Origin of the sequence: Bythopirellula sp. (assembly GCF_041737835.1) — a bacterium.
In the GTDB taxonomy this organism is placed as follows: Bacteria; Planctomycetota; Planctomycetia; order Pirellulales; family Lacipirellulaceae; genus Bythopirellula.
The window spans coordinates 77,421-101,922 of record NZ_JBGSQY010000054.1 but is presented as its reverse complement, the minus strand read 5'-3'; the positions used below and the strand labels follow the sequence as shown (position 1 = coordinate 101,922).

The following is a 24,502-nucleotide window of genomic DNA, read 5'->3' as shown; positions in this document are numbered from 1 at the left end:
ATCCCCTTGAGCGGTTCAAGCAGCGACCGCATTTTGTTGAACGGCTGCCCCACAACTTCGCTGCAGCTTCCCAGCCGCAACTCTCTTAAACCGTGGCAGCCTTGATGAATCCCCACGCGATAAGGAAACCGCCCCGGGATTTCATCGATCTTTAGGACATCGACTAGAAACTCGCACAGCTCATAAGTCTTCTGCTGCAAATCGACATAGCAAGAGTTGTCGCCCAACAGATCGGCGTAATGATTGCGAACCATCGAAATGCAACTTCCTGACGGCCCGACGACGAAATCATACGGGGCGAACAATTCGACAAACCGCTCGGCGAGCGGTCGGGCTTCGTCAGCGAGCCCCACGTTGGCCATCGGTTGCCCACAACAGGTTTGCTGCGTGGGAAAAACGACGGTCATGCCAAAGTGTTCGAGCACCCGGACACTCGCCATGCCGACCTGCGGATAGAATTGGTCGATATAACACGGAATGAACAGACCAACTCGCATCGGCGAAATTTCTTAATCGATTACGCGGCGGCAATTTAACGCTTGGCCAGCACGTCGGCTTCGTACTGTTTCACCTTGGCCAGCCACTGAGGACCGACCGGCACTTCCGACCGCTGGCAATAATAATCCCAAACCGCTCCCAAGGGCTTGGTCTTCTGTTCCTCCAGCATAGCCAATCGACTGGTAAAGTCGCCAGAGAGTTCGATATCTCGTAAACGGTCAATCGGTTCCAATAGGGCGGCCAGCAGGGCCTTGATCATCGCCCGCGTGCCGATCACCCATGCCGCAATGCGGTTGATGCTCGCGTCGAAAAAGTCGAGCCCGATGTGGACCCGCCGGAGATAATCGCCGCGAACGATCTCCTGGGCGACCGCAAACAGCTCGTCGCTCAAGATCACCACGTGGTCGCTATCCCACCGCACACCCCGGCTGACGTGCAGAAGCACCTCATCCAAATGGCACAAAACGGCGGATAGTTTCTCGGAAATCACTTCGGTCGGATGAAAATGGCCCGCGTCGAGGCAGAGCACCTTGTTATTCCTGATCGCGTAGCCCAAATAAAACTCGTGCGAACCAACGACGTAGCTTTCCGAACCAATGCCGAACAACTTCGATTCGACCGCGTCGAGATTGTGATTTCGGTCAATCGGCTCGGCGAAAACGGCATCGAGCGACGCCGCTAACCGCTCGCGGGGGGCTTTGCGGTCGATTGGCAAATCCTTGTACCCGTCGGGAATCCAGACGTTCGTGATGCAAGTCTTGCCGAGAGCCTGGCCAATCGCCGCGCCGATCTTGCGGCAGGCGATGCCGTGGTCGATCCAAAATTGCCGCACTTTTTTGTCGGGATGCGACAACGTGAAGCCATCCCCAGCGAGCGAATGGGCAAAATAGGTCGGATTAAAATCCATCCCCAGACGATTTTCTTGGGCCCACTCGATCCATCGCTGAAAATGTTGTGGTTCGAGCGCGTCGCGGTCGACTTTCTTGCCACCCGTCTCGGCATAGCAGGCGTGTAGGTTCAACCGATGCTTCCCCGGAATCAAGGACAATGCCTGATCGAGATCGCCGCGCAGCTCATCGGCCGTGCGTGCCTTGCCGGGATAAGCCCCCGTCACTGCCAAACCGCCCCCCAGGTCTTCACCACTGTTTTCAAAACCGCCGACGTCGTCCCCACTGGATGTTGCATCCCGAACTTGCCGCGTTCACAGCAAAGAGATGGGAATCGTCGCCAATCGCTCCATAGCCTTTTCGGTGTCGACACCGATTTCCGCATATTGGTCCTTGGCGATTTCGTAGGCTTTCTCGATTTTCGACATGAGAATCTTTCCGGGAAAAGTCTTGAGCCGCGGCAAACTGTTTAGCTTGTGTTTAGCTTGTTGCCTGCAGCGTGTTAATTTCTTCGCATTCAAACGATCTGGCAACAACGGCCCGTAACTCGGCGGGATTGGCAATCTCGCCACTCCCCATCGCTTGCACGAGCAAATTGCCAATCGCCGTCGCTTCCACGGGGCCACAAATCACCGGCCGCTCCAAGGCCTCGGCCGTCATGCGATTGAGCAATTGATTTTTGGTTCCGCCGCCCACCAGATGCAAAACGTCGATCCGCCGGCCTAATATTTTCTCGAGTTGATCGGTCGTCTCACGATAACAGTGGGCAAGGCTTTCCAAGCAACAGCGAATGAGTTGACCCTTCGTTTCGGGCACAGGCTGGCCAGCACTCTGAGCATAACGGCAGATCTTCTCGGCCATATTGCCGGGGCTGGCAAACTCGGCGTGGTTGGGATCAATCAGAGTGCGGTGCGGCTCAGCTTGCTCGGCTTCGATCACTAGCTCGGCATAATCACGCCGTTCGCCTTGCAACTCCCATTCGCGACGAAGTTCTTGCAGCAACCACAGCCCCGCGATGTTCTTTAAGAATCGGACCGTGCCGTTGATGCCCCGTTCGTTTGTGAACGGCACTTGTCGCGCGGCGTCGGTGGCAATTGGGTCGTTGATTTCCGCCCCCAAGAGCGACCACGTTCCGCTCGACAAATACGCCCAGGAGCGCTCACCGCTCGCCGGGACCGCAGCCACGGCCGAGGCCGTATCGTGCGAAGGTGGCAAAATCACTCGCAATGATTTGGGCACGCCCGTGGCGGCAGCAACTTCGGCGCGGATCGAGCCAATGTCGGTGCCGGGCTCGACGATGGGTCCCAGCATGTGCGTTGGGAGCCCGAGCTTTTCTAAAAGCTCACGATCCCAATCCCCGGTTCTCACGTCGAGCATGCTGCTGGTCGAGGCAATCGTCCGCTCGGTGCTCAACTCGCCTGACAGCCAAAAATGGAACAGGTCGGGCAAGAACAGAAGTCGCTCGGCGGCATCAAACAAACGCGGTTCGCGCTCGAATCGCGCCGCAACTTGGAACAATGTGTTGAGCGACATCAATTGAATGCCCGTGCGAGCATACAACTTGTCGAAGCCCCCCAGCTTTTCGAGTACCCGTTTGCAAGCTCCGTCGTTTTGCGGATCGCGATAACAGTGGGGCAGCGCGAGCAATTCGCCCGACTTACCCACCAGCGCCCAATCGACGCCCCACGTATCAACCCCCACGCTCTGCAACTCGGCCTGATTCGCCGCACACCAACTAGCCGCGGTTCGCAGGCCTGTCAGAATGTTCTGCCAAATCCCGGTCAAATCCCACACCGGTCCCGCGGGGGTGGGGCAGGCATGATGCTCGAAGCGATGCACTTCAGCCAATTTCAAATGCGACGGCTCACCCGCGAGCGTGCCGACAATCGCACGCCCCGAACTGGCACCAAGATCGATCGCTAAGTGAGCGGCTGTCGTCATGCGATTGGGTTTCTAACGCTGAAAAGCTTCGTGCAAACCGCCGTCGACACAAATGATCTGGCCGGTTGTCTTGCTCGATTTGCTGGAGAGAAGAAAATACGCCGCCTCGGCTTGATCGGCCGGCGTGATCGGCTGCTTGGTCAAAGTCCGCTGAGCATAAAAATTCGCGAGCTTGCTGCGGAGTTCGTCGTCCGACTCGTCCTCGGCAAACGCGATGTTGTATTTAGTCAACGAGGCAATCACGCGGTCGCGGGGAAACATCGTCGAGCCTTCGACCACCGTGGCGGGGGCAATCGCATTCACACGCACCAGGGGAGCGAGTTCGATGGCGAGCTCTCGAACCAAGTGATTCGCCGCCGCCTTGGAAGTGTCGTAGGCGAGCGAGCCCTTCTTGGCGACCATGCCGTTGACGCTCGTGGTCATCACGATCGAACCCGGCAAACCTTGCGCGACGAACACCTTGTTCGCTTCATCGGCAATGTTGTAACTGCCGCGAACATTGACTTCAAACGTGAGCTTCCAAGCATCGTCCGAAACACGACCATCTCGGCTGGGCGGCAGGAACACACCGGCGGTCACCACCAAATTGTCGATCCCGCCATAGGCTAAAATCGTTTGTGCGAGCAATTCGTTGATCGATTCCCGCTTGGTTATATCGACAGCCGCGCCAATCGCAGGGCCACAACCCGAGATACCGCTGCCGGCCACGCCGATGCCTTGGCCGTATTTCTTGATGAGTTCTTGGGCCGTCGCCTCGGCCGCTTCGCGATTCAAGTCGGCACACACCACGTGAGCCCCTTCGCTCGCCACGCGATGGGCAATCACCTTGCCGATCCCCGAGCCAGCGCCAACCACGACGACAATGCTCCGAGCGAGTTCTTTTTCCGCCGGCATCCGCTTGAGTTTCGCTTCTTCCAACAGCCAATACTCGATATCGAAGGCTTCTTGCTGGGGCAGGGCGATGTATTCGTCAATCGCCTCCGCACCACGCATCACTTCGACCGCACAGTTGTAAAACTCCGCCGTCACGCGAGATTCACTTTTATTCTTGCCCCAGGCGATCATCCCCACTCCGGGAATCAAGATCACAGTCGGATTGGGATCTCGCATCGCGGGAGAATTCGCGTGCTTGCAGCGTTCGTAGTAATCGCGATAGTCGTCGCGATACTTGGTGAGCCCCGACGACAACTTTTCACGCAGTGCCTTGATGTCTTCTTGTTGCGGATTCCAATCCACATAGAGCGGTTTGATCTTTGTTCGTAGAAAATGGTCGGGGCAGCTCGTTCCCAACTCCGCGAGCCGCGCGGCATCGTGCGAGTTCACAAACCGCTGAATCGTTTCATCGGTTTGCACCGTTCCAATGAAGCGAGCCTGTTGCGAAATCTGCCCCCTCAGCCACGGCAACAATTCCACGAGCAAGGCATCCCGCGCCGTTGTGTCCAACGGTTGATACTTCCGCCCGCCAAAGGTTTGGGCGCCCTTGTCTTTGGATTCAATATATTCGGCAGCCTTGTCGATCAATGACAGTGTCAGTTCATAGCACTCTTTGTCGTCGTCTGCCCAGTTGATCATCCCATGCTGGCTCATCACCAAGCCTTTCAGCTCGGGATTGGCCTCGACTTCACGCTGCATCAATAGGCCCAACTCAAATCCCGGCCGCAACCAAGGCACCCAACCGACTTCACCGCCAAAGATTTCCTCGGTGAGTCGTTTGCTCGCACGGCTGGCCGCGATCGCGATCACCGAATTGGGGTGCATGTGGTCAACATGCCGCGCAGGCAAAAACCCATGCAGGGGCGTATCGATCGAACTCGCCCGTGGGTTGAGCGCGAAGGTGCAGTGCGGAAAGTAACCAACCATCGCGTCTTCCGCCGGCGTCTTGGGCCCGCGTTCGGCCTGGCTGCCGTAGACTTGCTGTAAGCCGATGAGCTTGTCCATATAGAGCGATGCAAAATTCTCCAGTTTGCTCGTCCGTAAATCCCCGCCGGAACCCTTCACCCACAGCACATCGACATCATCACCTGAGAGCGGATCAGCTTCCGCGAGCTTCGAAGAAGTATTTCCACCACCCGTGTTAGTAATCCGCTGATCCGCGCCCAAACAGTTAGAACGATAAACTAATCGCTCCGCGGGGCTGAGCTTATCGGCAGTGGCATCATCCCAAAGGAAAGTAACATGGCGGAATTGATCGGTCGAAGCAGCGCTCATAGTGGAATTCTTAAACTTTGATTGGGTTCAGCGAGACCTGCTGAAACCGTCCATTATCTTTGGCCTAGTCGGAGTGTGTCAATCGACTGTACACGTCTCACGGCACCGCAATTTTGCAGCTAATCATCCCAAATCCGCAGCCTGTGATAACACCTGCGCTTTGAATCAATCAGGCAAATTCAACAACTCGCCGCCAAGTTTTGCATCTGTTGCTGCGCATAAAAAAGCAACCCAACGACTTGTTGGTCGTTGGGTTGCTCAGTAAAAGATCAAGCATTTAAAGGTGAATCACGCACCCGAGTTGGGCTACGACCTTGCTTGTCGGCGTGATCCCAAGCACATCATGGCCAGACTGATCAGCACCATGCTGCTTGGTTCGGGCACCGAAGCCAAAGCACTGAGGGCACCGCCCACATACTTGAGCACGAGGCTATTTCCCACGATCTGCTTTTGGAAACCGGCCGCACCGGTTAAGGTCAAGCCGTTATCAGTAATGCCACCCGCTGCGGTCAGCACAGTGTACGTGCTGTTCAAAGCAGGGGAGAAGGACAACAGCGAAACGTTCAACGCACCACTCAGCGTGGCTGCACCGGTCACACTCAGCAAATCAATCTGAGCCGGCAACGTGCCAGCCAACTGCACACCGAGGATACCACCCGTGTTGAGCGTAAAGCTGCCCGCTACGCTGAAGTCACCCACAGTATTCAAACCGCCGGGAGCAAACGTGCCGCTGGTATTCACAACCAAGTTTCCGCCAACGCCACCGTTACCGCCGAGCGTACCCGCGTCAACGGTCGTCACGCCAGTTGTTGTATTCACGCTTTCCAACAACCAGGTGCCAGTGCCATTCTTGGTGATGTTTACAACACCACCCTTGGCTGAGTTGGTAATCACAGGGCTGAGAATATTGGCCTGGGCATTCGTGCCGCTCAGAGTTAGCGTCCGAGCCACGGTTCCCAACACAAGCCGAGTATTCTCCTTGTAGATAAACCCATAATTCGCGCTAATCCCAACCTGTTTACCATCATTGCTCACGCCAGTCACGACCGTGGGTTGAGGTGGAGTCTGGGTATCCGTTGCGGGAATACAATTCGAACCATCGCCCGCACATGGTGCTTGAGTAAAGTCCGTCATTATATTCGCTGGATCTGGGTCGGCGATGGTCATGCCGATGATCACATCTCGGGAATTCGACACGTTGGCGATCACGTTAGGGCTGAGCGTAAAGTCGTCGAGTGTGCCCGTGATATCCGCCGCATCGGCACTTACTGCCGAGCCCGTGTTGGTGAAGTTCACGGCTCCAGTTCCCGAGGCATTCAAAGTGGCCCCGGCAGTGCCGATGGTGAACAAACGGTCGGTCGAATGCCCCGTGCCGACGTACTTCAAGGTCGAACCTTGAATCAATAGATTGGCAGCGGCATTCGAAGAATTGCCAATGCTGCTGTTCGCACCACCGTTGGCCAATGTGTTCACTTCCAAGGTGGGGGCTACCAATCGATCAATAAAGATTTCAGGAGCGCCCGTCGCAGAATCTGCCGCCGCGCGCTCTTGATTGCTCTGCGTGTATTTGCTCTCGATAACCGTGGCGCCACCGTAGCTGTTGTTTCCCAACAGCCGTACCGTGCCACCGTTACGAACCGACAACGAACGCGCCGCGCCGCTGAGTTGAGCATTCGGCAAGGTCAATGTCCCCGTGCCACCGCCTAGGCGATATTGGTTCGCATTGGGAGTTAGCGTGCCAGTATAAGTCAAACCAGTTTCAGGCGCGGCAATACTCATGTTTTCAACATTGTTTAGCGCCGCCGAGCTGAGATTGATATTCACGGCTGCATCCGTTGAAGCCAACATCAAACCACCTGTGCTCGTGTGATCAATCTTGCCAATGAAGGTCGTATTAGTCGTGATATTTTGACCTGCCGGATGAACGTCCACGCCGACGGCACCACCAGTCGCACGAATATTCGCTGAGTAACCTGTGGCGACCGTTGTATTGACATTGAGCGAACCGTTGTTGGCGTAATGCAGATTTCCCATCGTTACGATTTCAGGTCCACTGTGATTGTTCGCACCAGGTGCCACGTCGATGACTAACACGCCCGTACCAGTTTTCTGAATTCGACGATCTTGACCCGTTGCGCCAATTTCATTGTCGCTAATCGTACCGGTAATCAAAGTCTTACCCGTGCCGTCCACGACAAACCGTCGTTCGAGCACTTCGTCGTCTTCCCAGATATCGATATCACCACTGAGTTTGAGCGTCTTGCCAGCTGGCAACATATTGATGATGCCGCGGTTGTTGGTCTGAGTAATATGACCGCTCAACTCCAGAGAGTGATCGCCCTTTATGGTTTGCCATTGGGCCATCGTGATGTCATTTGAAATCACGCGAGTATCATCCGTCGAAATCATGTTGAAGCCGAAGTTGACCGGGCCATCTTGCCGGTAATTCGCTTGAGGATAATAGTCGTCGGCGGGATTTTCCGGCGTGCCATTATCATTGAGCGTCTCGCTGGCTTTGCCGAGCGCATCATTATGCGCCAGGATCAAGTTACCTCGCCCGGCTCGAATACTGCCTAAGTAAGTATTAGCGTTATTGAGGCGAATGCTGCCCAGAGGCAAAAGCGAGCCATTATCGAGCGCTCCCAATTGCAAGTCGCCTGCCCCTTGGATTACGCCATTGATAACCACGGTGCCTTGAGCTTTGACATTGTTATTAATCCGAAAATCGACACCATCGAGAGCGTCGGAATTGGCAACTGTGATATTTCCATTCACCGTCAAAGTGAAGCCAGGATTGATGGCACGGAACGAAGCACTGCTCGCACCCGCAGCTTCCGGATCACCTTCATAAGTAATATTGCCATTGAGCGTCAGATTGTTGCTACCGCCAAATTCCAACTGCTCGTTCATGATGTGAATCGGAGCATTGATCGTATTGACCGAGCCAACAACGCCATTCGAAGCAACATTAGGCGTGCCAATGTTGAACAGGCCTGTCCCCAAACCGTATTGCTCTTGCCAAACTGCTAGGTCCAAATCATTGACCGTGCCATCGGCATTGGCGTCGCCGTTGCCGTTGTTCACTTGGCTCGTCGCACCAACATTGCGCTGCCAAATCAAAAAGTCTCGACCGGCCACTGTCGTGCTATTGTCGAAGTCGGCGTTGGCCGTTGTCGAGAGTACGAATGTATCATCATTGCGGAAAATCAGGCGGCCCGTGCCATTGATGGCCGTGGTCACGGCGGCGGAAGTACCACCGATTTCCAATCCTGCCACTGTTGTGTCTGTGGCCCCCAGGTCCAACGTCAAATTCGACCCCAGATTCACTGACAGATTTGCTCGTTTTAACGAATCGTTCGGAATCACGCCGCCCGTCCAATTGCCCGTTTCATGCCAATTCCGAGGACCAGTCGTGCCACCCCAATTGATGGTCTCAACATCGGTTTCCGCATAGGCTGCTAAACTCGATGCCGCCAGCGCCATGGCTGCCAAGGAGCGTGTGATTTTTCGCATGGATATTGTCCTTAATGCTGAAGCAGATAATCGATTAGTCTGTGAATAGCCGTTCGTCGAGCGCGTTCCGTGCTCAACTATTTCGGCAAACCGAGTGAATCATCGCCCACTCGACTCGGCTTGACATTGAAGTCGCGATCAGAAAACCGGGGGCAAGGAACGTGACTTCCGTCGTTCTTCGCGTGAAAAGTGATTTGATAAACTCTTGTTCCGTGTGCTAGTAAATTGATCGAAGCCCGCGGAAAGTTCCGCGAGCTTCGATCATCGTGAAAACTAAACCCGACGACGTCCCAACAAAGACAGTCCGCACAAGCCCAGCAACACAATGCTGCTTGGCTCGGGCACGAACAACAATTGCGGAGCAAACGGGTTGGCAGCCGTATTGGCGGCAGCACTGTTTGGACCAGGACCCGAAGGAATCGCGTCCGTGCTGTCGTTGTCGTAACCGGTGTCGGTCGTCAACGGATTACGTTCCTTAGGATTGAAAACGTAGTTGTGGTTGATCCAGTCAGGGGAAATACCAGCCGTATCAAAGACGTGTTGCAACGTCGACATCACGGTCACGGTCTTGTGACCGGTCGCTTGAGCAGCGGCAATTGCGGTGTGCAGCGGGCTTCCCACGGGGAAAGTGAGATCGAAGCTCTCGCCAACAGGAATGCGGTTTTCGACTGGCGTGATCACGCCAGCGATGTCTTTGCGATTCAAGCTGCGAAGTTCATTTTCACCCAAGTAGGTGAAGTTCGCAGCATTGACAATAATGTCTTTCGTGGAGAAGTTACCATCGAACGTCAAACCAGGAGCCCAGCTCACCGGCGTTGTGCCGTAGACCATCGTGGCTTCATTCCAATCCGCCTTGGCATTGTTTGGGTTTAACACATAGTAGTCGAACTTAACGTTTGGGTTATCAGCAAACGTGGCGTTGACTTGGTCGACTTCATCTTCAATACGGGCATTGTTCAAGTTTGTCAGTGCCCAAGTCGTGCGGACAGTGATGGGGTGATTCAGATTGGCGGCATTCACTCCTTGCACACCAAATTTCATATAGACGTGGCCATTGTGAGAGCTGGCCGAACGCATGCCCAATTCAGTCATCGCGCCGCGTGCAGTGGTCGGTGCGGCTTCGCGAACTTCGGAGTCAGCTCCGCCTGGATCAAAAGTGCTGATCACGCGTGCCGAGGCGGCCTGCGTTAGCGAGACAGCCAGCCCGCAGGCCAGCAATAGAGTCAATCGCAGTTGTTTCTTCATTAGTCAAACTCCCATTGGTAGACACGACGGGCTACGAAACCCATCTGAAAAGTGATTGAGATAGTCAACGGAAAAGAACGTGGCGATACCTCCCCGTACCGTTAACCACGTCCTGCCCACGTGGTTCGAGACAAGCAACTGAGCCCAAGGTATCCGCCACTTGAACGTCAGTCTTCGTTACAGACAGCCCAATAGCTCCAGCCGTCTGAATTCAATCTAATTGACACTGCATTGCTGTAAACAAGCTCTTGCCGCATAATTCTTCCCTAAAAACGCATTGCACGATTCCTCGCGAAATTTGCGTTTCTCAGGAAGAAAATGGACACAAAAAGCCTCTCTATGACTGAGCCGCTCGCCGATATTCGCGGGGGCTCATGCCGAAGTCTTGATGAAAAGCGATCGTCAATTGCTTCGCCGAAGTGAAGCCACTTCGCTGGGCAATATTGTAGATCTTAGCGCTCGGGTCGCTGGCAAGCAAACGCCGCGCATGCGCCAGCCGCTGCCGACGCAAATATTGATAAGGCGTTTCGCCCAAAGCATCGCGAAACGCATACTCCAGCCATCGCCGCGAGACACCCGCGTGCCGCGTGACTTCGTCAATCGACAGCGGATCTTCAATATGCATGTGCAGATAGTTCAGTGCGTCGCGCAGACGCGGATCGGACACGGCAAACGTGGCGGTCGAATCGCGTTCCACGATTTCCAAGGGCGAGACTGGCTCCGTCTCCAGTGGGACTTGTTCCCCTTGGATCATCCGGTCCAAAAGTTCCGCCGCACGATAGCCTTCCAGTTGGTTATTGCGGGCAATGCTTGTGAGCGTCGGATGAACGTGATCGCAAATAATGCGTTCATTATCCACCCCAACGATCGCCACTTCCTCGGGAATTTTGAGTCCCACCAGCCGACAGGCATCGAGCACTTGTCGGGCACGGTAATCCGACACGGCAAACAAGCCAATCGGCCGCTGCAGGCTTAAAATCCACTCGGCCAGTTCCCTATTTTGCTGTAGCCATTCACTCCCCCCCAGGCGGAAGGTCGGTTTGCACAAGTAGCTCGAAGGCTTGAAACCGGCTTCTTCGAGCCGATCTTCGAACCCCTTGCGGCGCTGATTGGAATAACCCACATCGCTCAAGCCATAATAGGCGAACGACTGAAAGCCTTTATCCAACAAATGCGACGCCGCGATTCGTCCCATCGCCACGAAGTCGGCTGCACAACGGGGCACGGGCGTGGTCTCTAAAGCACAGGAAATATTGACCACGGGAATCGGCATCGCCGCGGCACAGGCCGCTTCTTCTTCCGTACAAATCGCGGCGAGAATGCCATCGCCGGGCCAACCCACGAGGTCGAGCACCGACATCGACAAAGCTTCCAGGCCGGTGATATACGACCAGTTACGATTCGTATCCTTCGCGTACTTCAAGACCCCTTCAAAAAACGATTCACGATGAGGAAAGCGCGGATACGCGAGCGCGATTTCAAGGACTCGTTCCATGGTTTGTTCCCTGTTCACAGATAAGCTTTTGATAAGGCAAAAAGAAGGTGCGTCTTTTCGCCCTATTATTGCAAGAACAGCCCCTGCAATGCAAGGAAAAAGCAGCGTATCTTATGAATTATCGCCAAGAGATTTGGGAGGGCACAGATTCACTCGTGAATCGCAGAATGACCGCCTTGACCGACCAAGGAAAAGGGAGTCACCGATTTCGGGGGGGGTGCCTCTTTTCAACGGCTCAGGTGGATAAGATTCCGGTATCGGTGGGCTTTCGTCAAGAAGCCTGCTGAACCTCGTCTGAACTTCAGCTTATCGTCTATTCACTTTTTTGTTGGGCCTGTCTCATCTGGGAGATCAGTGGCATGAACAATACCTACGCAATGCGTTCACAGTCGCTCCGTACACGCCTTGGCTTCACCTTGGTGGAACTCTTGGTAGTGATCGCCATCATCGGCGTCCTCGTGGCCCTGTTGCTCCCCGCGATCCAAGCTGCCCGCGAAGCGGCCCGCAATGGTCAGTGCAAGAACAATCTTCGTCAGATTGGCCTCGGCATGCTCAACTACGAAAGCTCAAACAAGACATTTCCATGTGGTGGCTGGAGCTTCCACTGGATGGGGAATCCTGACTTTGGGAACGGACCGCGCCAGCCAGGGGGTTGGATCTATCAAGTTTCTGACTATCTCGAAAATCAAAACGTCAAAAAAATTGGCGGTGGTGGACTGACCGGTCCAGCTCTACGTACGGCCCTGCAAGAGCAAGCCACAGTATTAATTCCCATCTTTAACTGCCCGAGCCGTCGGCCTTCACAGCTCTATCCGAATTATGAAACCGTGATTTTCAACGCGAATCCTTCAGAGTTCGCCGCCAAAAGTGATTACGCCGCCAATGGTGGCCACAGCGTGACCCAAAGCAGCGGGAAACCGGCACCACTTGTCCCAAGTTTTACAGATTGCCGAGACCGCTATCCCAATTGTGACTGGGTCAATGGCGAGAACTGGTTGGCCTCTAGCTGGAGTGGCATAGTCGCCGACCGTGCCGGAGCCCGACTCGGTCAAATCACAGATGGTGCTTCCAAAACGGCAGCGGGTGGCGAAAAGTGGGTAAGCAACTATTTTTATGAGATCGCAACCAACCGGACTCCTCCCGCGCAACCAGCTGACAATCCAGCCGACAATGGTTCAATGTATCAAGGCTACGACTGGGATACTGTGCGGGCAATTAGTGGCAGCTATAGCAATTCAGGTGAGCCTCAAGGTGCTCTACCCATGCCGGATACAGCCTTGAATCGCGATCCGAAAGATGCGGGTGCAAGCTTCCCAGAAAGCATGGGAAGTGCACATCCCGCTGGCGTGAATGTTGTTATGTGCGATGGTTCCGTGCATGGGTATGGCTTTGACGTTGAACCTCTCGTTTGGGATGGCATCGGTGGTCGTGCCGACGGCGATCTGAACTGATCGACATTCATTAAAGGAACTCAACGCCCAGGGATTGCCATCCCTGGGCGTTTTTTATTGCGCACGATTTAAGCCGCAGACAAATGTTCGGGTTACCGCCCGGCGCAGCGCGTCGCAAACGAGTGCTTCACCACGCTTCGTAGCATAGGACCCCTGGTAGCTTTTCTAGGAATCGCTCCACGACCGAGGCAGCCATACTACACTTCTTTTGGCAGGGCGACAGTGGCCAAATATAGCGACTGAAATGGCCGCGCAGATGTGATATATTCGGCGAGCCTCCCACATGAGTGGGGGAGTTGGGATGGTAAATGGTCCCAGTTCCACCAACTTGATCAAACGTTTTCGTGATCAAGTTGAACAAGATGATCAACTTGCCGCTCGCGGCTTAGCGGCCTGGAACCAAAGGAGCTGCCCACAAAAAAAGTCGCAGTAGAATCCAGGCAAACCACAACGGAAGGGGGCACTCACAAGATCAGACCACAATACCCTGACCGGATCGCCGCAGGGCTAACAGCGTCAACAACCCCAGACCCAGCACCAACGTACCCGGTTCCGGAACGGAGAGCGAACTCAATTCCTCAGGAACGTTGCCATATTGGCCCTGCCAAATTTCGAGATCGGCGGCGTTCACCGTGCCATCGCCGTTGGCATCGCCCAAGGAATTGTTTTCCTGGCCGGTAGCGCCAAAACCCCGTTGCCAGATCAGAAAATCCCGGCCATCGACGTCGCCGTCGCCATCGAAATCGGCGTTCTCGGTGATCGCAGCCACAACCGACAGCGTGCCACTCACAAGGAGTTGCGAAGAATCCCAAGCCAAACCTTCGGCAAGCGCCGGCAAATTAAGATCAAACCCGCCCGTGGCCAACCCAAAGCTGAGAATCTCAAAAGCATCCCCCTCAACGGGAGCATAACCTTCGAGCAACACGTTCAAACTGCCACCCGCATTGAGTGTGCCATCGACCCAAAGGGCGTCGTAATCCGAGATTTGATTGCCGAAGATTTCGATGTCGATGGCACCGCTGTTCATCGTCAGATCGCCCATGACCAAGGTTTTCCCAGGGCTATTGCCGGGCGAAATGGCGCCGCCATTGTTGACCAAGTCAAAACCTACGACCTCGGCACTCAACACACCCCCGGTGAAATTGAACGAACCGCCAGCCCCCTTGAGCAACATTTTGGTCGTGAGCTTGCCGCCAGAAAGATTGAGGGTCGCCGTGGCTGCATTGTTATCGCCAATCACCAGAGTGCCGTCGCTTAAGCCGTGCGGAGCGTCCTGCACCTTGAGCCATCCTGCCGTGATGTTCAGCGTCGCGCTATCGCCCGGATTGGTCCCCAGCAGCAGATTCCCCGCATGTTGGCCGACCGCATCGACAACAACCGTGCCGGCATTGATGACCGCCGTATCGTAACGCGACGGCTGCCAGGGCAGATCGCGAGCCGGGTCGGGATTGCTATCCCAGTTAGTGATTTGAGCATAGCGACTGTTGGTCGAGGCATCGAACAGAATCGCCCCCGGCGCGGGCCAGGCGGCGGTGTCGTTCAGGTATTCTTCGAGATTCGTGTAGCCGTCGCTGTCGAAGTCCCCCGTGTCGTCGCGGGCATTGGGATCGAGCCCATGCTCCAATTCCCAATAGCTAGGCATCCCGTCACCCACACCATAACCCACGCTGGCCTCGGTATCCCAATCGACATCGCGAGTGGTTGTCGGGGTATTTTTGAGTGCTCGCCACTCGGCCCCTTCGTTGGGATCATTATTCCAAGGATCATCGGCCCAGCCCAAGATTTTGCCCGTGCCCGTGCGAGCTTCTTGGATCAACCGCTCGTCGGGGGTATCGATCACGTTGTCGCGGGTCCACCAGTTGGCCCCCATGTAGTTGAGGACTCGCTCGAAGGCAGCCGTGGCCGTATCGGTGGTCCCTGAATAAGTTGGCACGCCACCCTGCCAGAGGGGATTAGCCGCGCCGGAATTCGACAGCGCCACACCGTCATTGGCGTCGGCGTCCTTGTTGCTATCCAGGATATTGCCGTTGCGATATATGTTGCTATTGGTGCCGATCACGCCTGTGCCGCCGCTCGATTGATTCATGGCGACACTGTTGCCCCCCGCCGGATTGTCGCCGCCGTCGCCAGCCAGATAGAAGTTGCTTGCCAAATTCCAAAAAGTTGTCCCGCCGCGGCTGCCAGCCGTACCCAGCCAGTTGTAAAAGACGTTGTTGCGGAAGTCATAGTAAGCCCCCGTGCCGCCCCCTTGAGTCTGGGGCATGCGAGACTTCTGGTGGGCGTACAAGTTGTGATGAAAGCTGATTTTCGCCTGCGATCCCGCCTCGAGCAACGATCCGAGTGCATGACCCGTGTAGCCGCCCCCCTCGGCGTCCCACTGCGGGTAATTCTGGCCCTGCGAGATATTGCTGTATTGGACCGTAATGTTGTTGGCGACCTCGTTCATCGAGATCGTCTCATCGGTCGCGTACAGCGTGCTGACGTGATCGATCATGATATTCGTGCCGGAAATATCCATGGCGTCGAACACCGTGGCGTCGGGGAAATTGCCGACCCCTGTGTCACCAGCCACAGGTTGGGCGGGAAAAGCCTCGCCCGGCTGCCACCAGTTCCGCATGCCGTATCCGGAAGCCACCGTAATGTTGCGAATGATGTTGTTGTTGCCCTGGGGTTTGAGGCCGCCCCCCATGAAGATCACTCCCGCACCGGGGGCCGTTTGCCCGGCGAAAGTGATGTTCGTTCCGCCGATGGTCAGTCGTGACTGCGCATCCCAGCCGTTGCCGTTGGTGTCCCAACCTTCCTGCGAGAGTCGCCCCAGACTGAACACGCCGCCGACGTCGAACACGATCGTGCGGGGCACTCCGGCGGGAAAATTCGCGTTGTTCAAGCCATAGCGCAACGAGCCGAAGTCGTTCCGCGCGGGATCATCAATGGCAGAATTGATGGAGGTCACGTGGTAAACAATCCCGCCGCGGCCACCACTGGCATAAGCCGCCGCGCCATCCGCGCCCGAGAAGGCGGGAATTGCCTGTGCGCCAGCCATTTGTATGCCACACAACAAAACAAGACATAACGCCAACGCATATGACTTCAGCATGAAATCAACCTTCTGTGTTCCGGAGAAGAATTCGACGAGCGCAGAAATCTGCCTGCAATTTCAATCTAGATGGGACCAAAAACGGCCTCAAGATAAGGAAGTTGCAACTCCAGAACCTAAAAACGCAGTGAATATTGATCATGCAAACCAAGCGGATGCGCTTTTACAGGCCGCATTTGCAAAAAACGCCCGCTGATTGCATTGTCATTCCATAATAACCTCAAGGATTGCATCGCACCGAATGTCGTCGCCTAGCTAACGCCACTCGTTGCGACGTAACTTTGAACCAATAAACTGTTGTTGGAGAACGGTTTATTGCCTTGCCGTATGCTCCCACTTGTCTTTGCTCTTATCGATCACCGAAATTGTCCGAGAGGACCAGCAGTTGATGAACTCTGTTACACGTCTGATGCTGAACACAATTTGGGGTGCTGCGCTCGTACTTATGTCTACCCAACAGCATATTCTGGCTGAAGAACCCTCGGGCTGGGCTCGGCTTTCGTTAATCCTGGTGGAAATCCAAGAGCCTCGGTTTCCGGACAAAGATTTTGCCATCACCGAATTTGGCGCCAAATTGGATGGCCAAACCGATTGCAAACCCGCGATCGACAAAGCCATCGAATCTTGCGTCGCCGCCGGGGGAGGGCGGGTCACGGTTCCCAAGGGCCAATGGTTTGTGAAAGGACCAATTCACCTCAAGAGCAACGTCAACCTGCACGTGGCCGAGGGGGCAACCATCCTCTTCAGCAACGACCCCGCCGATTATCTGCCCGTCGTCTTTACGCGGTTCGAGGGGACGGAGCTCATGAATTACTCGCCGCTGATTTATGCCTTTGAGCAAAAGAACATTGCCGTCACGGGCAAGGGAACGCTCGACGGCCAAGCGGGCGACGGCAAGTGGTGGAATTGGAAAGGCCATTGGGGAGGCGAAACCGACATCGGCTGGAAAAAAGGCGATCCCGACCAAATGACCGATGTCGCCGCGCTCGGCAAGCAAGCCGACGAAGGAGTTCCCGCCACGGAGCGCGTCTACGGCGACGGCCACCGACTGCGTTCCAGCTTTCTGCAAACCTACAAATGCCAGAACGTGCTCATTGAAGGAGTGACGTTCACCAATGCCCCCATGTGGATCATTCATCCCGTGCTGAGCGAAAACGTGATCGTCCGGGGGGCAACGGTCGATAGCCATGGCCCGAACAACGACGGCTGCGATCCAGAATCAAGCCGCAACGTGCTGATCGAAAACTGCCGCTTCAACACAGGCGACGATTGCATTGCGATCAAATCGGGCCGCAATACCGAAGGTCGGCGAATCAACGTCCCCAGCGAGAATATCATCGTTCGCAACTGCGAAATGGCCGACGGCCACGGCGGCGTCGTGCTGGGGAGTGAAATGAGCGGCGGGATACGCAATGTGTTCGTCGAGAATTGCCGCATGGATAGCCCGCAACTCGACCGGGCGATTCGGCTCAAATCGAATCTCTTACGCGGCGGATTTCTTGAGAACCTCTACGTCCGCAATGTCGAAGTGGGCGAGGTGAAAGAAGCGGTCCTACATATCGATTTGGAATACGCCAACGAACAGGGCGATTTTCCACCCCAGGTGCACAACATCTTCATGGAGAATGTCACCTCGCAAAAAAGCGATATGCCGCTCTATCTGGTCGGCATCAAAGGGCATGAAATCGACAACGTGCAAATCCGCAATTGCGATTTCAACAATGCCAAACGTGCCAGCGTCTTCGAGCACGTTGGCAAGATGACGTTTGAAAATGTCACTCAACCCCGAACGGATGATTAAGTGCCATGAAGAATCTTTTCTTAATGCTGACATTCGTGGCGATGACATGTAGCTCTGCTCATTGCGCCGAGCCAATTCGCATCGACCTGGGCATGGATACCGGCCGCAACGACACAGCCACGCCGGGCTGGCAGGAATGGCAAGTGAAAAACGGCCACGAAGCCACGCGCGAATTTGATGGTATTGCCATTACACTCCGTGCTCCCGCAGGAAGCATCGTCGAAGGGCAATGGTACAAAGCCGGTTTGAGCACCGGTGCCACGATGGCCACCGACGGCGTGATGGCACCCGCACTGGAAATTGAACTTGCTGGGCTAAAGCCGGGTCGGCATTCGCTCGTGACCTATCACAACGGCTTAAACAAAGAACCGCTTAATCCCTTAACCGTTGCTGTCATCGGTAGTGAAGCCAGCACCACCGTTCAACCAACAATTCGTGTGGCAAGCAACGAAGCGGCTGAGAACGCTTTTGTGGAATTCGATGTCAGGGCAGATACTCCCGCTGTGATCCGAATCACGGGGGATCCGAGCGTGGTGCTCAATGGGTTGGAAATTGATGCCACGAACCCCAAAGCGAAAGCGTTAAGCCCCACCCCCGCCCACAACGATGGCCATGTTGCTGGCGACTCTGACAGTGTCACGCTCACTTGGCAACCGGCAGACAATGCCGTCAAACATCACGTTTATTTTGCCTCTGCTGACAGCGCGGATGAGGCTCAGAATTTAGCGTCGGCCGCAACTGTTGATTCGTCCCAATTCCTAGGATCGACAGATCGCGCTGAACAATCCACGAAAGTGAATCCCACGGCCAGCCAAACCCATTACGCTTGGCGAGTCGACAGCGAAGACGCCGGCGGCAAAGTCACGCGCGGCGATGTGTGGAATTTCCGCGTTCGCCATCTCGCGTTTCCTGGTGCTGAAGGTTACGGGCGCTTTGCCATCGGTGGCCGTGGTGGCCGCATTCTGAAAGTGACCAATCTTAATGATTCTGGCCCTGGCAGCCTGCGTGCAGCGGTGGAAGCCTCGGGACCGCGCACCGTTGTCTTCGATGTTTCGGGGCGCATCATCCTCAACAGCAAGCTGATCATTCGCGATCCCTATCTCACGATTGCAGGCCAAACAGCACCCGCCCCCGGCATTTGCATTTCCAACTATAACTTGGGATTGCTCGGCAACCACGACTGCATCATACGCTTCGTCCGCGTGCGCCCGGGCAACACCGCAGGCGTCACCCTCGACGGCATGGGCCTCGCCAGTTGCGATCACTCGATTATCGACCACTGCTCGATCAGTTGGACTCAGGATGAATCGTTCAGCTCACGCGGGGCGAAAAATATCACGCTGCAAAACACGCTCATTTCCGAAGCGCTCAACGTCGCGGGCCATTCCAAATATGAAAAGGGGAAACAGCACGGTTTCGCAGCGAGTATTAGCGGCGACATCGGCAGTTTTCATCACAATCTGCTTGCTCACTGCGCCGGCCGCAATTGGAGCCTCGCCGGGGGGCTCGACAAAGCCACCCGCCACGCGGGGCGGCTCGATATCCGCAACAACGTGGTCTACAACTGGAGCCATCGCACCACCGATGGTGGTGCCAAAGAAGTGAACTTCGTTAACAACTACTACAAACCCGGTGCCGCGACCAAAGTCTTTCACGTGCTGATGGCCGAGCGCGAAGCCGTGCCGAGCTTCGGCCCGCAAATGTATTACGCGGACGGCAACGTCATGGAAGGCAAGTTCGATGCAAGCGAGAAGCTAGCCGGAGTGTTCGAGCGGCACGGCGAACCCCACGAAAACTGGATCGTCAACGAACCGTTCTACGAATCGTACGTGACCACAACTTCCGCAGAGGCTGCATTTAAAGATGTGCTCTCGAACGTTGGTTGCAACGAACCCGTACTCGATGCCCACGATAAGCGTGTCATTGACGAAACGCTCCGTGGCGAAGCGCAGTTCAAGGGAAGCATCACTGGACTCCCCGGCCTGCCCGACACACAAGATGACGTCGGTGGCTGGGATGATTACGGAACCGAACAACGCTCAGACGACTGGGACGTGGATAATGACGGCCTCCCCACCTGGTGGGAAGAATTGCACAAGCTCAATCCCCAATCACCCGCAGACGATCTCTCCGACGCGAACTCTGATCCCGACAACGACGGCTATACGAACCTCGAAAACTATTTGAACTGGCTCGCAGTCCCACACTTCGAGTGCAAGGCCGGTGAGTCGCTCGATGTGGACCTGAACGCGCTGGCCGTTGGTTATGAGCTAGGTGAAAGAACCTTTGAAATTGGTGATGTCGAACAAGGATCCGTACAGCTCAACGATGAATCGGCTCGCTTTACTCCCTCGGAAAATGCCGCCGGACTCGCTCGATTTGAGTTCACCGTGAAGGACGCCGACGGTAATTCTCTAACGCGTCCCATTAATATTCGCATGGTAAAGGCAGAATAGGTTCCGATGATCGCGCGATTGGGTTTAACACTTGTTTTTCTGATTGGCTCGTGCTTGACGGCGCTCTGCGCGGAATCGGTCAAGGAAAATGTTGTCCCTGAAAACGTTTATCTTTCCACCTCCTTCCGCGGCAACGGCGAAGACGGGTTGCGATTTCTCTACAGCTTCGATGGATACAAATGGGCCAGCGTCCCCGGCACGTTCTTGAAGCCGCTCGTGGGCGACAGCCAGTTGATGCGCGATCCGAGCCTCTTGCTCGGACCCGACGGCGTTTATCATCTTGTCTGGACCACCGGTTGGAAAAAAGATCAGGGCTTTGGCTACTCAAGTTCCAATGACTTGGTCCATTGGTCGCCACAGCAGTTCATCCCCGTGATGAAACACGAGCCGACCACGGTCAACGTCTGGGCACCGGAACTCTTTTATGATGACAAGGAAAACCAGTTCATCATCTGCTGGGCTTCGACCATCCCCGGCCGCTTTCCGGAGAACGGCGAAGAACGCGATAACAACCAGCGGATGTACTACACAACGACGCGCGATTTTAAGACGTTTGCTCCCGCCAAACTGTTCCTCGATCCCAATTTCAATGTCATCGACTGCCAGATCGTCAAAGACGGCGAACGGTATGTGCTGATTTTGAAAGACAATTCGCGACCCGAACGGAATCTGCGCGTGGCGTTTGGAAAGACGCCGCTCGGTCCTTGGGAAGATATTTCTCCTGCGTTCACGGCCGATTTCACCGAAGGCCCCTCGACAATCAAAATCGGCGATGATTGGATCATCTATTACGATGCCTATCGAAATGGCACTTACGGCGCCGCTAGGACCCAGGATTTCAAGACCTTTACCGATATCTCTGATGAGGTTTCTTTTCCACCGGGTCACAAGCACGGGACGGTGCTTGAAATTTCACGCAAGGAACTCGTGTATTTACTTAAAGTTGGCAGCGAACAAATCCGCGACGTGCGTCTCCCCGTGGAGCCGGCCCTTACGAAAGATAAAACCGCCCAACGCATTGCCGAGATCGACAAAGTCGCCGAGCAAGGTCCGTTTCAACCCAACTGGGAATCACTCGGCAATTTCCAAACTCCCAGTTGGCTCCGCGAGGGAAAACTCGGCCTCTTCATTCATTGGGGACCTTATAGCGTGCCGGCGTTTGGCAGCGAATGGTATCCCCGCAATATGTATTTCAAAGGGACGCCCGAATTCGCGCATCACGTCGAGAAGTACGGCTCGCAGGCGGAGTTCGGCTACAAAGATTTCATTCCCCTTTTCAAGGCCGAAAAGTTTGATCCGCAGGAGTGGGCTAAGCTGTTTCACGAAGCTGGAGTGAAATATGTGATTCCCGTGGCGGAGCATCACGATGGTTTTCCGATGTACGACAGCGAATTCACCGAGTGGACCGCGGTCAAAAAGGGCCCCGAACGCGACGTGATTGGCGACCTCGCCGAAGCGCTACGCGATCAGGACATCGTGTTCGGCGCTTCATCCCATCGCGCGGAACATTGGTGGTTCTTCGATCAAGGGATGTATATCGACTCCGACGTACTCGACGCCAACAATAGTAGCCTTTATGGTCCGGCGAGCAACAAACGAGTCGCCGAAACTCACGCCGAGATGCCTGATCAGCAGTTCCTCGATGACTGGCTGCTGCGTACCTGCGAGATCGTCGATAAATACCAGCCCGAAGTGATCTACTTCGATTGGTGGATCTGCCAGCCGGTGTTCCAACCTTACTTGCAAAAATTCGCGGCCTACTACTACAACCGTGGCAAGGAATGGAACAAGGAAGTCGCCATCGATTTCAAGGAATGGGAAGGCCGTTCGTTTCCCGATGGCACGGGTGTGTTCGATATCGAACGTGGTCGCGCCGCGGAAATTCGCCCCGACTTCTGGCAGACTTGCACCTCGGTTTCGAAAAACTCTTGGGGTTACGTCACGAACCACGAATACAAGGAAGTCGACAGCATCATCGACGATCTGATCGACGTGGTGAGCAAGAACGGAGCCTTACTTTTGAACATCGGGCCCAAAGCCGACGGCACGATTCCCGAGACCGAACAACAAATGCTCCGCGACATGGGTGCTTGGCTCCAAGTCAACGGTGACGCCATTTACGGCACACAGCCTTGGCACAAGTTTGGTGAAGGGCCAACGCTCGACGTAGGCGGCTCGTTCACCGACACCGAACGGAAAGCTTATACGGGAGAAGACCTTCGCTTCACCACCAAAGACGGCGCTCTCTATGCGATCGCCCTGGCATGGCCCGAAGATGGCAAGTTGCTCGTGAAGTCGCTACCCGCGTCCGCAGGTAAGGTTGATGGCGTTCAACTTTTGGGCCATGAAGGCCAACTCAACTGGGAACAAACCGAACAAGGCCTTGCCGTGGAACTTCCCGCCGCACGTCCGACGGAGATCGCTTTGGCGCTAAAGATCACCGGACTGGAACTGGCGCACGATCAAAAGGACTGAGCATGAAGAATTCAACAACCACTCTCGGAGTGATCGTCGGCAACCGGGATTTTTTTCCCGATCAGTTGGTGTCAGAAGCTCGCGCCGATCTGACTGCTCTCTTCGAAAGATACAACATCCGGCCGATTTGGGTTTCGCCCGAGGAAACCAAACTCGGCGGCGTGGAAACCCATGCCGAGGCACGCCGATGCGCGGACCTCTTTCGCCGGCATCGCGACGAGATCGATGGTGTGCTGGTGACGCTCCCCAACTTCGGCGACGAAAAAGGGGTGGCCGACGTTCTCAAGCTCTCCGATTTGAATGTCCCCGTGTTAGTGCAAGCCTATCCTGACGACCTCAACCAGCTGGGCGTTTCGCGGCGGCGTGATGGTTTCTGCGGCAAGATCTCGGTTTGCAACAACCTCGTGCAAGCGGGCATCAAATTCTCACTCACCCACAAGCATGTAACGTCGCCCACGTCGGACGATTTCAAGCAAGACCTAGCCAAATTCCTCGGCGTGTGCCGCGTTGTGAACGGCCTGCGTGGTGTGCGGCTGGGAGCCGTCGGCGCGCGTCCTGGTGCTTTCAACACGGTCCGCTTCAGCGAAAAGATTCTCGAACGCCACGGCGTGAGCGTCACCACCGTCGATTTGTCGGAGTTGATTGCCCAAGTTGAGCAGCTTACCGATGGTGATGCCGCTGTGATTGCCAAACTCAAGGCGATCACCGACTACGCACCCGCACCGAATGTGCCCTCCGAAAAGCTGCTGCAAATGGCGAAGCTGGGCGTCGTGTTGGAAAACTGGATGGAACTCAACGCTATCGACGCGACCGCGATTCAATGCTGGACATCGGTGCAACAAAATCTCGGCTGCAACGTCTGCACGTTGATGAGCATGATGAGCGAGAATTTTCTCCCTAGCGCGTGCGAAGTCGACGTGCTGGGCGTGCTCACGATGTACGCCATGCAGCTTGCTGCGAAATCACCCGCGGCACTTGTCGACTGGAACAATAACTACGGCGATGACGAAGACAAATGCACGCTGTTCCATTGCGGCAACTGGGCTAAGAGTTTTCTCCCTGATATCAAAATCGCCAACGCGCCGATTCTCGGTAGCACGCTTGGCGTGGAGAACACCTATGGCGCGCTCGAAGGTCGCACTCCCGCAGGACCGCTAACCTACGGCCGACTTTCCACGGCGGATTGCGATGGCAAAATTCGCGCCTACGTTGGCGAAGGAGAACTCACGGATGATGAGCTCAACACCTTCGGCACCCGCGCGGTGGCTCACGTACCAAAGCTACAAGATTTGCTACGCTATGTTTGCCGCGAGGGCTTCGAGCATCACGTGGTCATGACAAACTCGCAGTCCGCCGACATTCTTGCCGAAGCCTTTACCAACTACCTAGGTTGGGAAACCTATCATCACGGAAAGACCAATTGCTAACCGTTGCT

13 protein-coding genes and 1 pseudogene are annotated in these 24,502 nt (G+C 55.3%); 6 read left to right on the top strand and 8 right to left on the bottom strand.

Translation table 11 applies throughout. The annotated features are described in order from the left end of the window. The 7 genes and pseudogenes from AC6T8Q_RS17295 to AC6T8Q_RS17265 all read right to left on the bottom strand — a co-directional run. Positions 1-497, bottom strand: a 497-nt coding sequence (locus tag AC6T8Q_RS17295; RefSeq protein WP_500680275.1) for a heterodisulfide reductase-related iron-sulfur binding cluster, incomplete at its 3' end; no start/stop codon positions are given. A gap of 35 nt (positions 498-532) precedes the next feature. Further along, positions 533-1,813 (bottom strand): annotated as a pseudogene (locus tag AC6T8Q_RS17290) (L-rhamnose isomerase). 52 nt (positions 1,814-1,865) lie between these two features. Beyond that, a complete protein-coding gene (locus AC6T8Q_RS17285) occupies positions 1,866-3,326 on the bottom strand; it encodes a rhamnulokinase (protein WP_500680274.1) in 1,461 nt (486 codons plus the stop codon). A gap of 12 nt (positions 3,327-3,338) precedes the next feature. Then, positions 3,339-5,534 carry a bifunctional rhamnulose-1-phosphate aldolase/short-chain dehydrogenase gene (locus tag AC6T8Q_RS17280; RefSeq protein ID WP_500680273.1) on the bottom strand — a complete coding sequence of 732 codons (2,196 nt, stop codon included), beginning with the start codon at positions 5,532-5,534 and terminating at the stop codon, positions 3,339-3,341. 306 nt (positions 5,535-5,840) lie between these two features. Next, positions 5,841-9,047 (bottom strand): PEP-CTERM sorting domain-containing protein, encoded by a 3,207-nt coding sequence (locus AC6T8Q_RS17275; RefSeq protein WP_500680272.1) that lies wholly within the window; start codon positions 9,045-9,047, stop codon positions 5,841-5,843. 273 nt (positions 9,048-9,320) lie between these two features. Next, a complete protein-coding gene (locus AC6T8Q_RS17270) occupies positions 9,321-10,292 on the bottom strand; it encodes a PEP-CTERM sorting domain-containing protein (protein WP_500680271.1) in 972 nt (323 codons plus the stop codon). 337 nt (positions 10,293-10,629) lie between these two features. Then, complete coding sequence (locus AC6T8Q_RS17265) at positions 10,630-11,787, bottom strand: XylR family transcriptional regulator (RefSeq protein ID WP_496922527.1); 1,158 nt, start codon at positions 11,785-11,787, stop codon at positions 10,630-10,632. 359 nt (positions 11,788-12,146) lie between these two features. Between AC6T8Q_RS17265 and AC6T8Q_RS17260 the strand changes: the two genes are divergently transcribed. Next, positions 12,147-13,238: a DUF1559 family PulG-like putative transporter gene (locus AC6T8Q_RS17260; RefSeq protein ID WP_500680270.1), complete on the top strand. Its 1,092-nt coding sequence runs from the start codon at positions 12,147-12,149 to the stop codon at positions 13,236-13,238. 472 nt (positions 13,239-13,710) lie between these two features. Here AC6T8Q_RS17260 and AC6T8Q_RS17255 read toward each other — a convergent pair whose 3' ends face one another. Next, a complete protein-coding gene (locus AC6T8Q_RS17255) occupies positions 13,711-16,335 on the bottom strand; it encodes a dockerin type I domain-containing protein (RefSeq protein WP_500680269.1) in 2,625 nt (874 codons plus the stop codon). Here AC6T8Q_RS17255 and AC6T8Q_RS17250 point away from each other — a divergent pair. The 5 genes from AC6T8Q_RS17250 (at position 16,334) to AC6T8Q_RS17230 (ending at position 24,494) form a co-directional block, all read left to right on the top strand. After that, on the top strand, positions 16,334-16,531 hold the full coding sequence (locus AC6T8Q_RS17250; RefSeq protein ID WP_500680268.1) for a hypothetical protein: 198 nt from the start codon (positions 16,334-16,336) through the stop codon (positions 16,529-16,531). The two genes, AC6T8Q_RS17255 and AC6T8Q_RS17250, sit on opposite strands and share 2 nt — an antisense overlap. A gap of 192 nt (positions 16,532-16,723) precedes the next feature. Beyond that, positions 16,724-18,136, top strand: coding sequence for a glycoside hydrolase family 28 protein (locus AC6T8Q_RS17245; protein WP_500680267.1), 1,413 nt, complete (start codon positions 16,724-16,726; stop codon positions 18,134-18,136). Positions 18,137-18,141: 5 nt separating this feature from the next. Then, on the top strand, positions 18,142-20,592 hold the full coding sequence (locus AC6T8Q_RS17240; protein ID WP_500680266.1) for a pectate lyase family protein: 2,451 nt from the start codon (positions 18,142-18,144) through the stop codon (positions 20,590-20,592). A gap of 6 nt (positions 20,593-20,598) precedes the next feature. Beyond that, positions 20,599-23,067, top strand: coding sequence for an alpha-L-fucosidase (locus AC6T8Q_RS17235; RefSeq protein ID WP_500680265.1), 2,469 nt, complete (start codon positions 20,599-20,601; stop codon positions 23,065-23,067). 2 nt (positions 23,068-23,069) lie between these two features. Beyond that, the gene (locus tag AC6T8Q_RS17230; protein ID WP_500680264.1) at positions 23,070-24,494 is read left to right on the top strand and encodes an L-fucose/L-arabinose isomerase family protein; all 1,425 of its coding nucleotides are present in this window, start codon (positions 23,070-23,072) and stop codon (positions 24,492-24,494) included. The last annotated feature ends 8 nt before the right edge of the window (positions 24,495-24,502 follow it).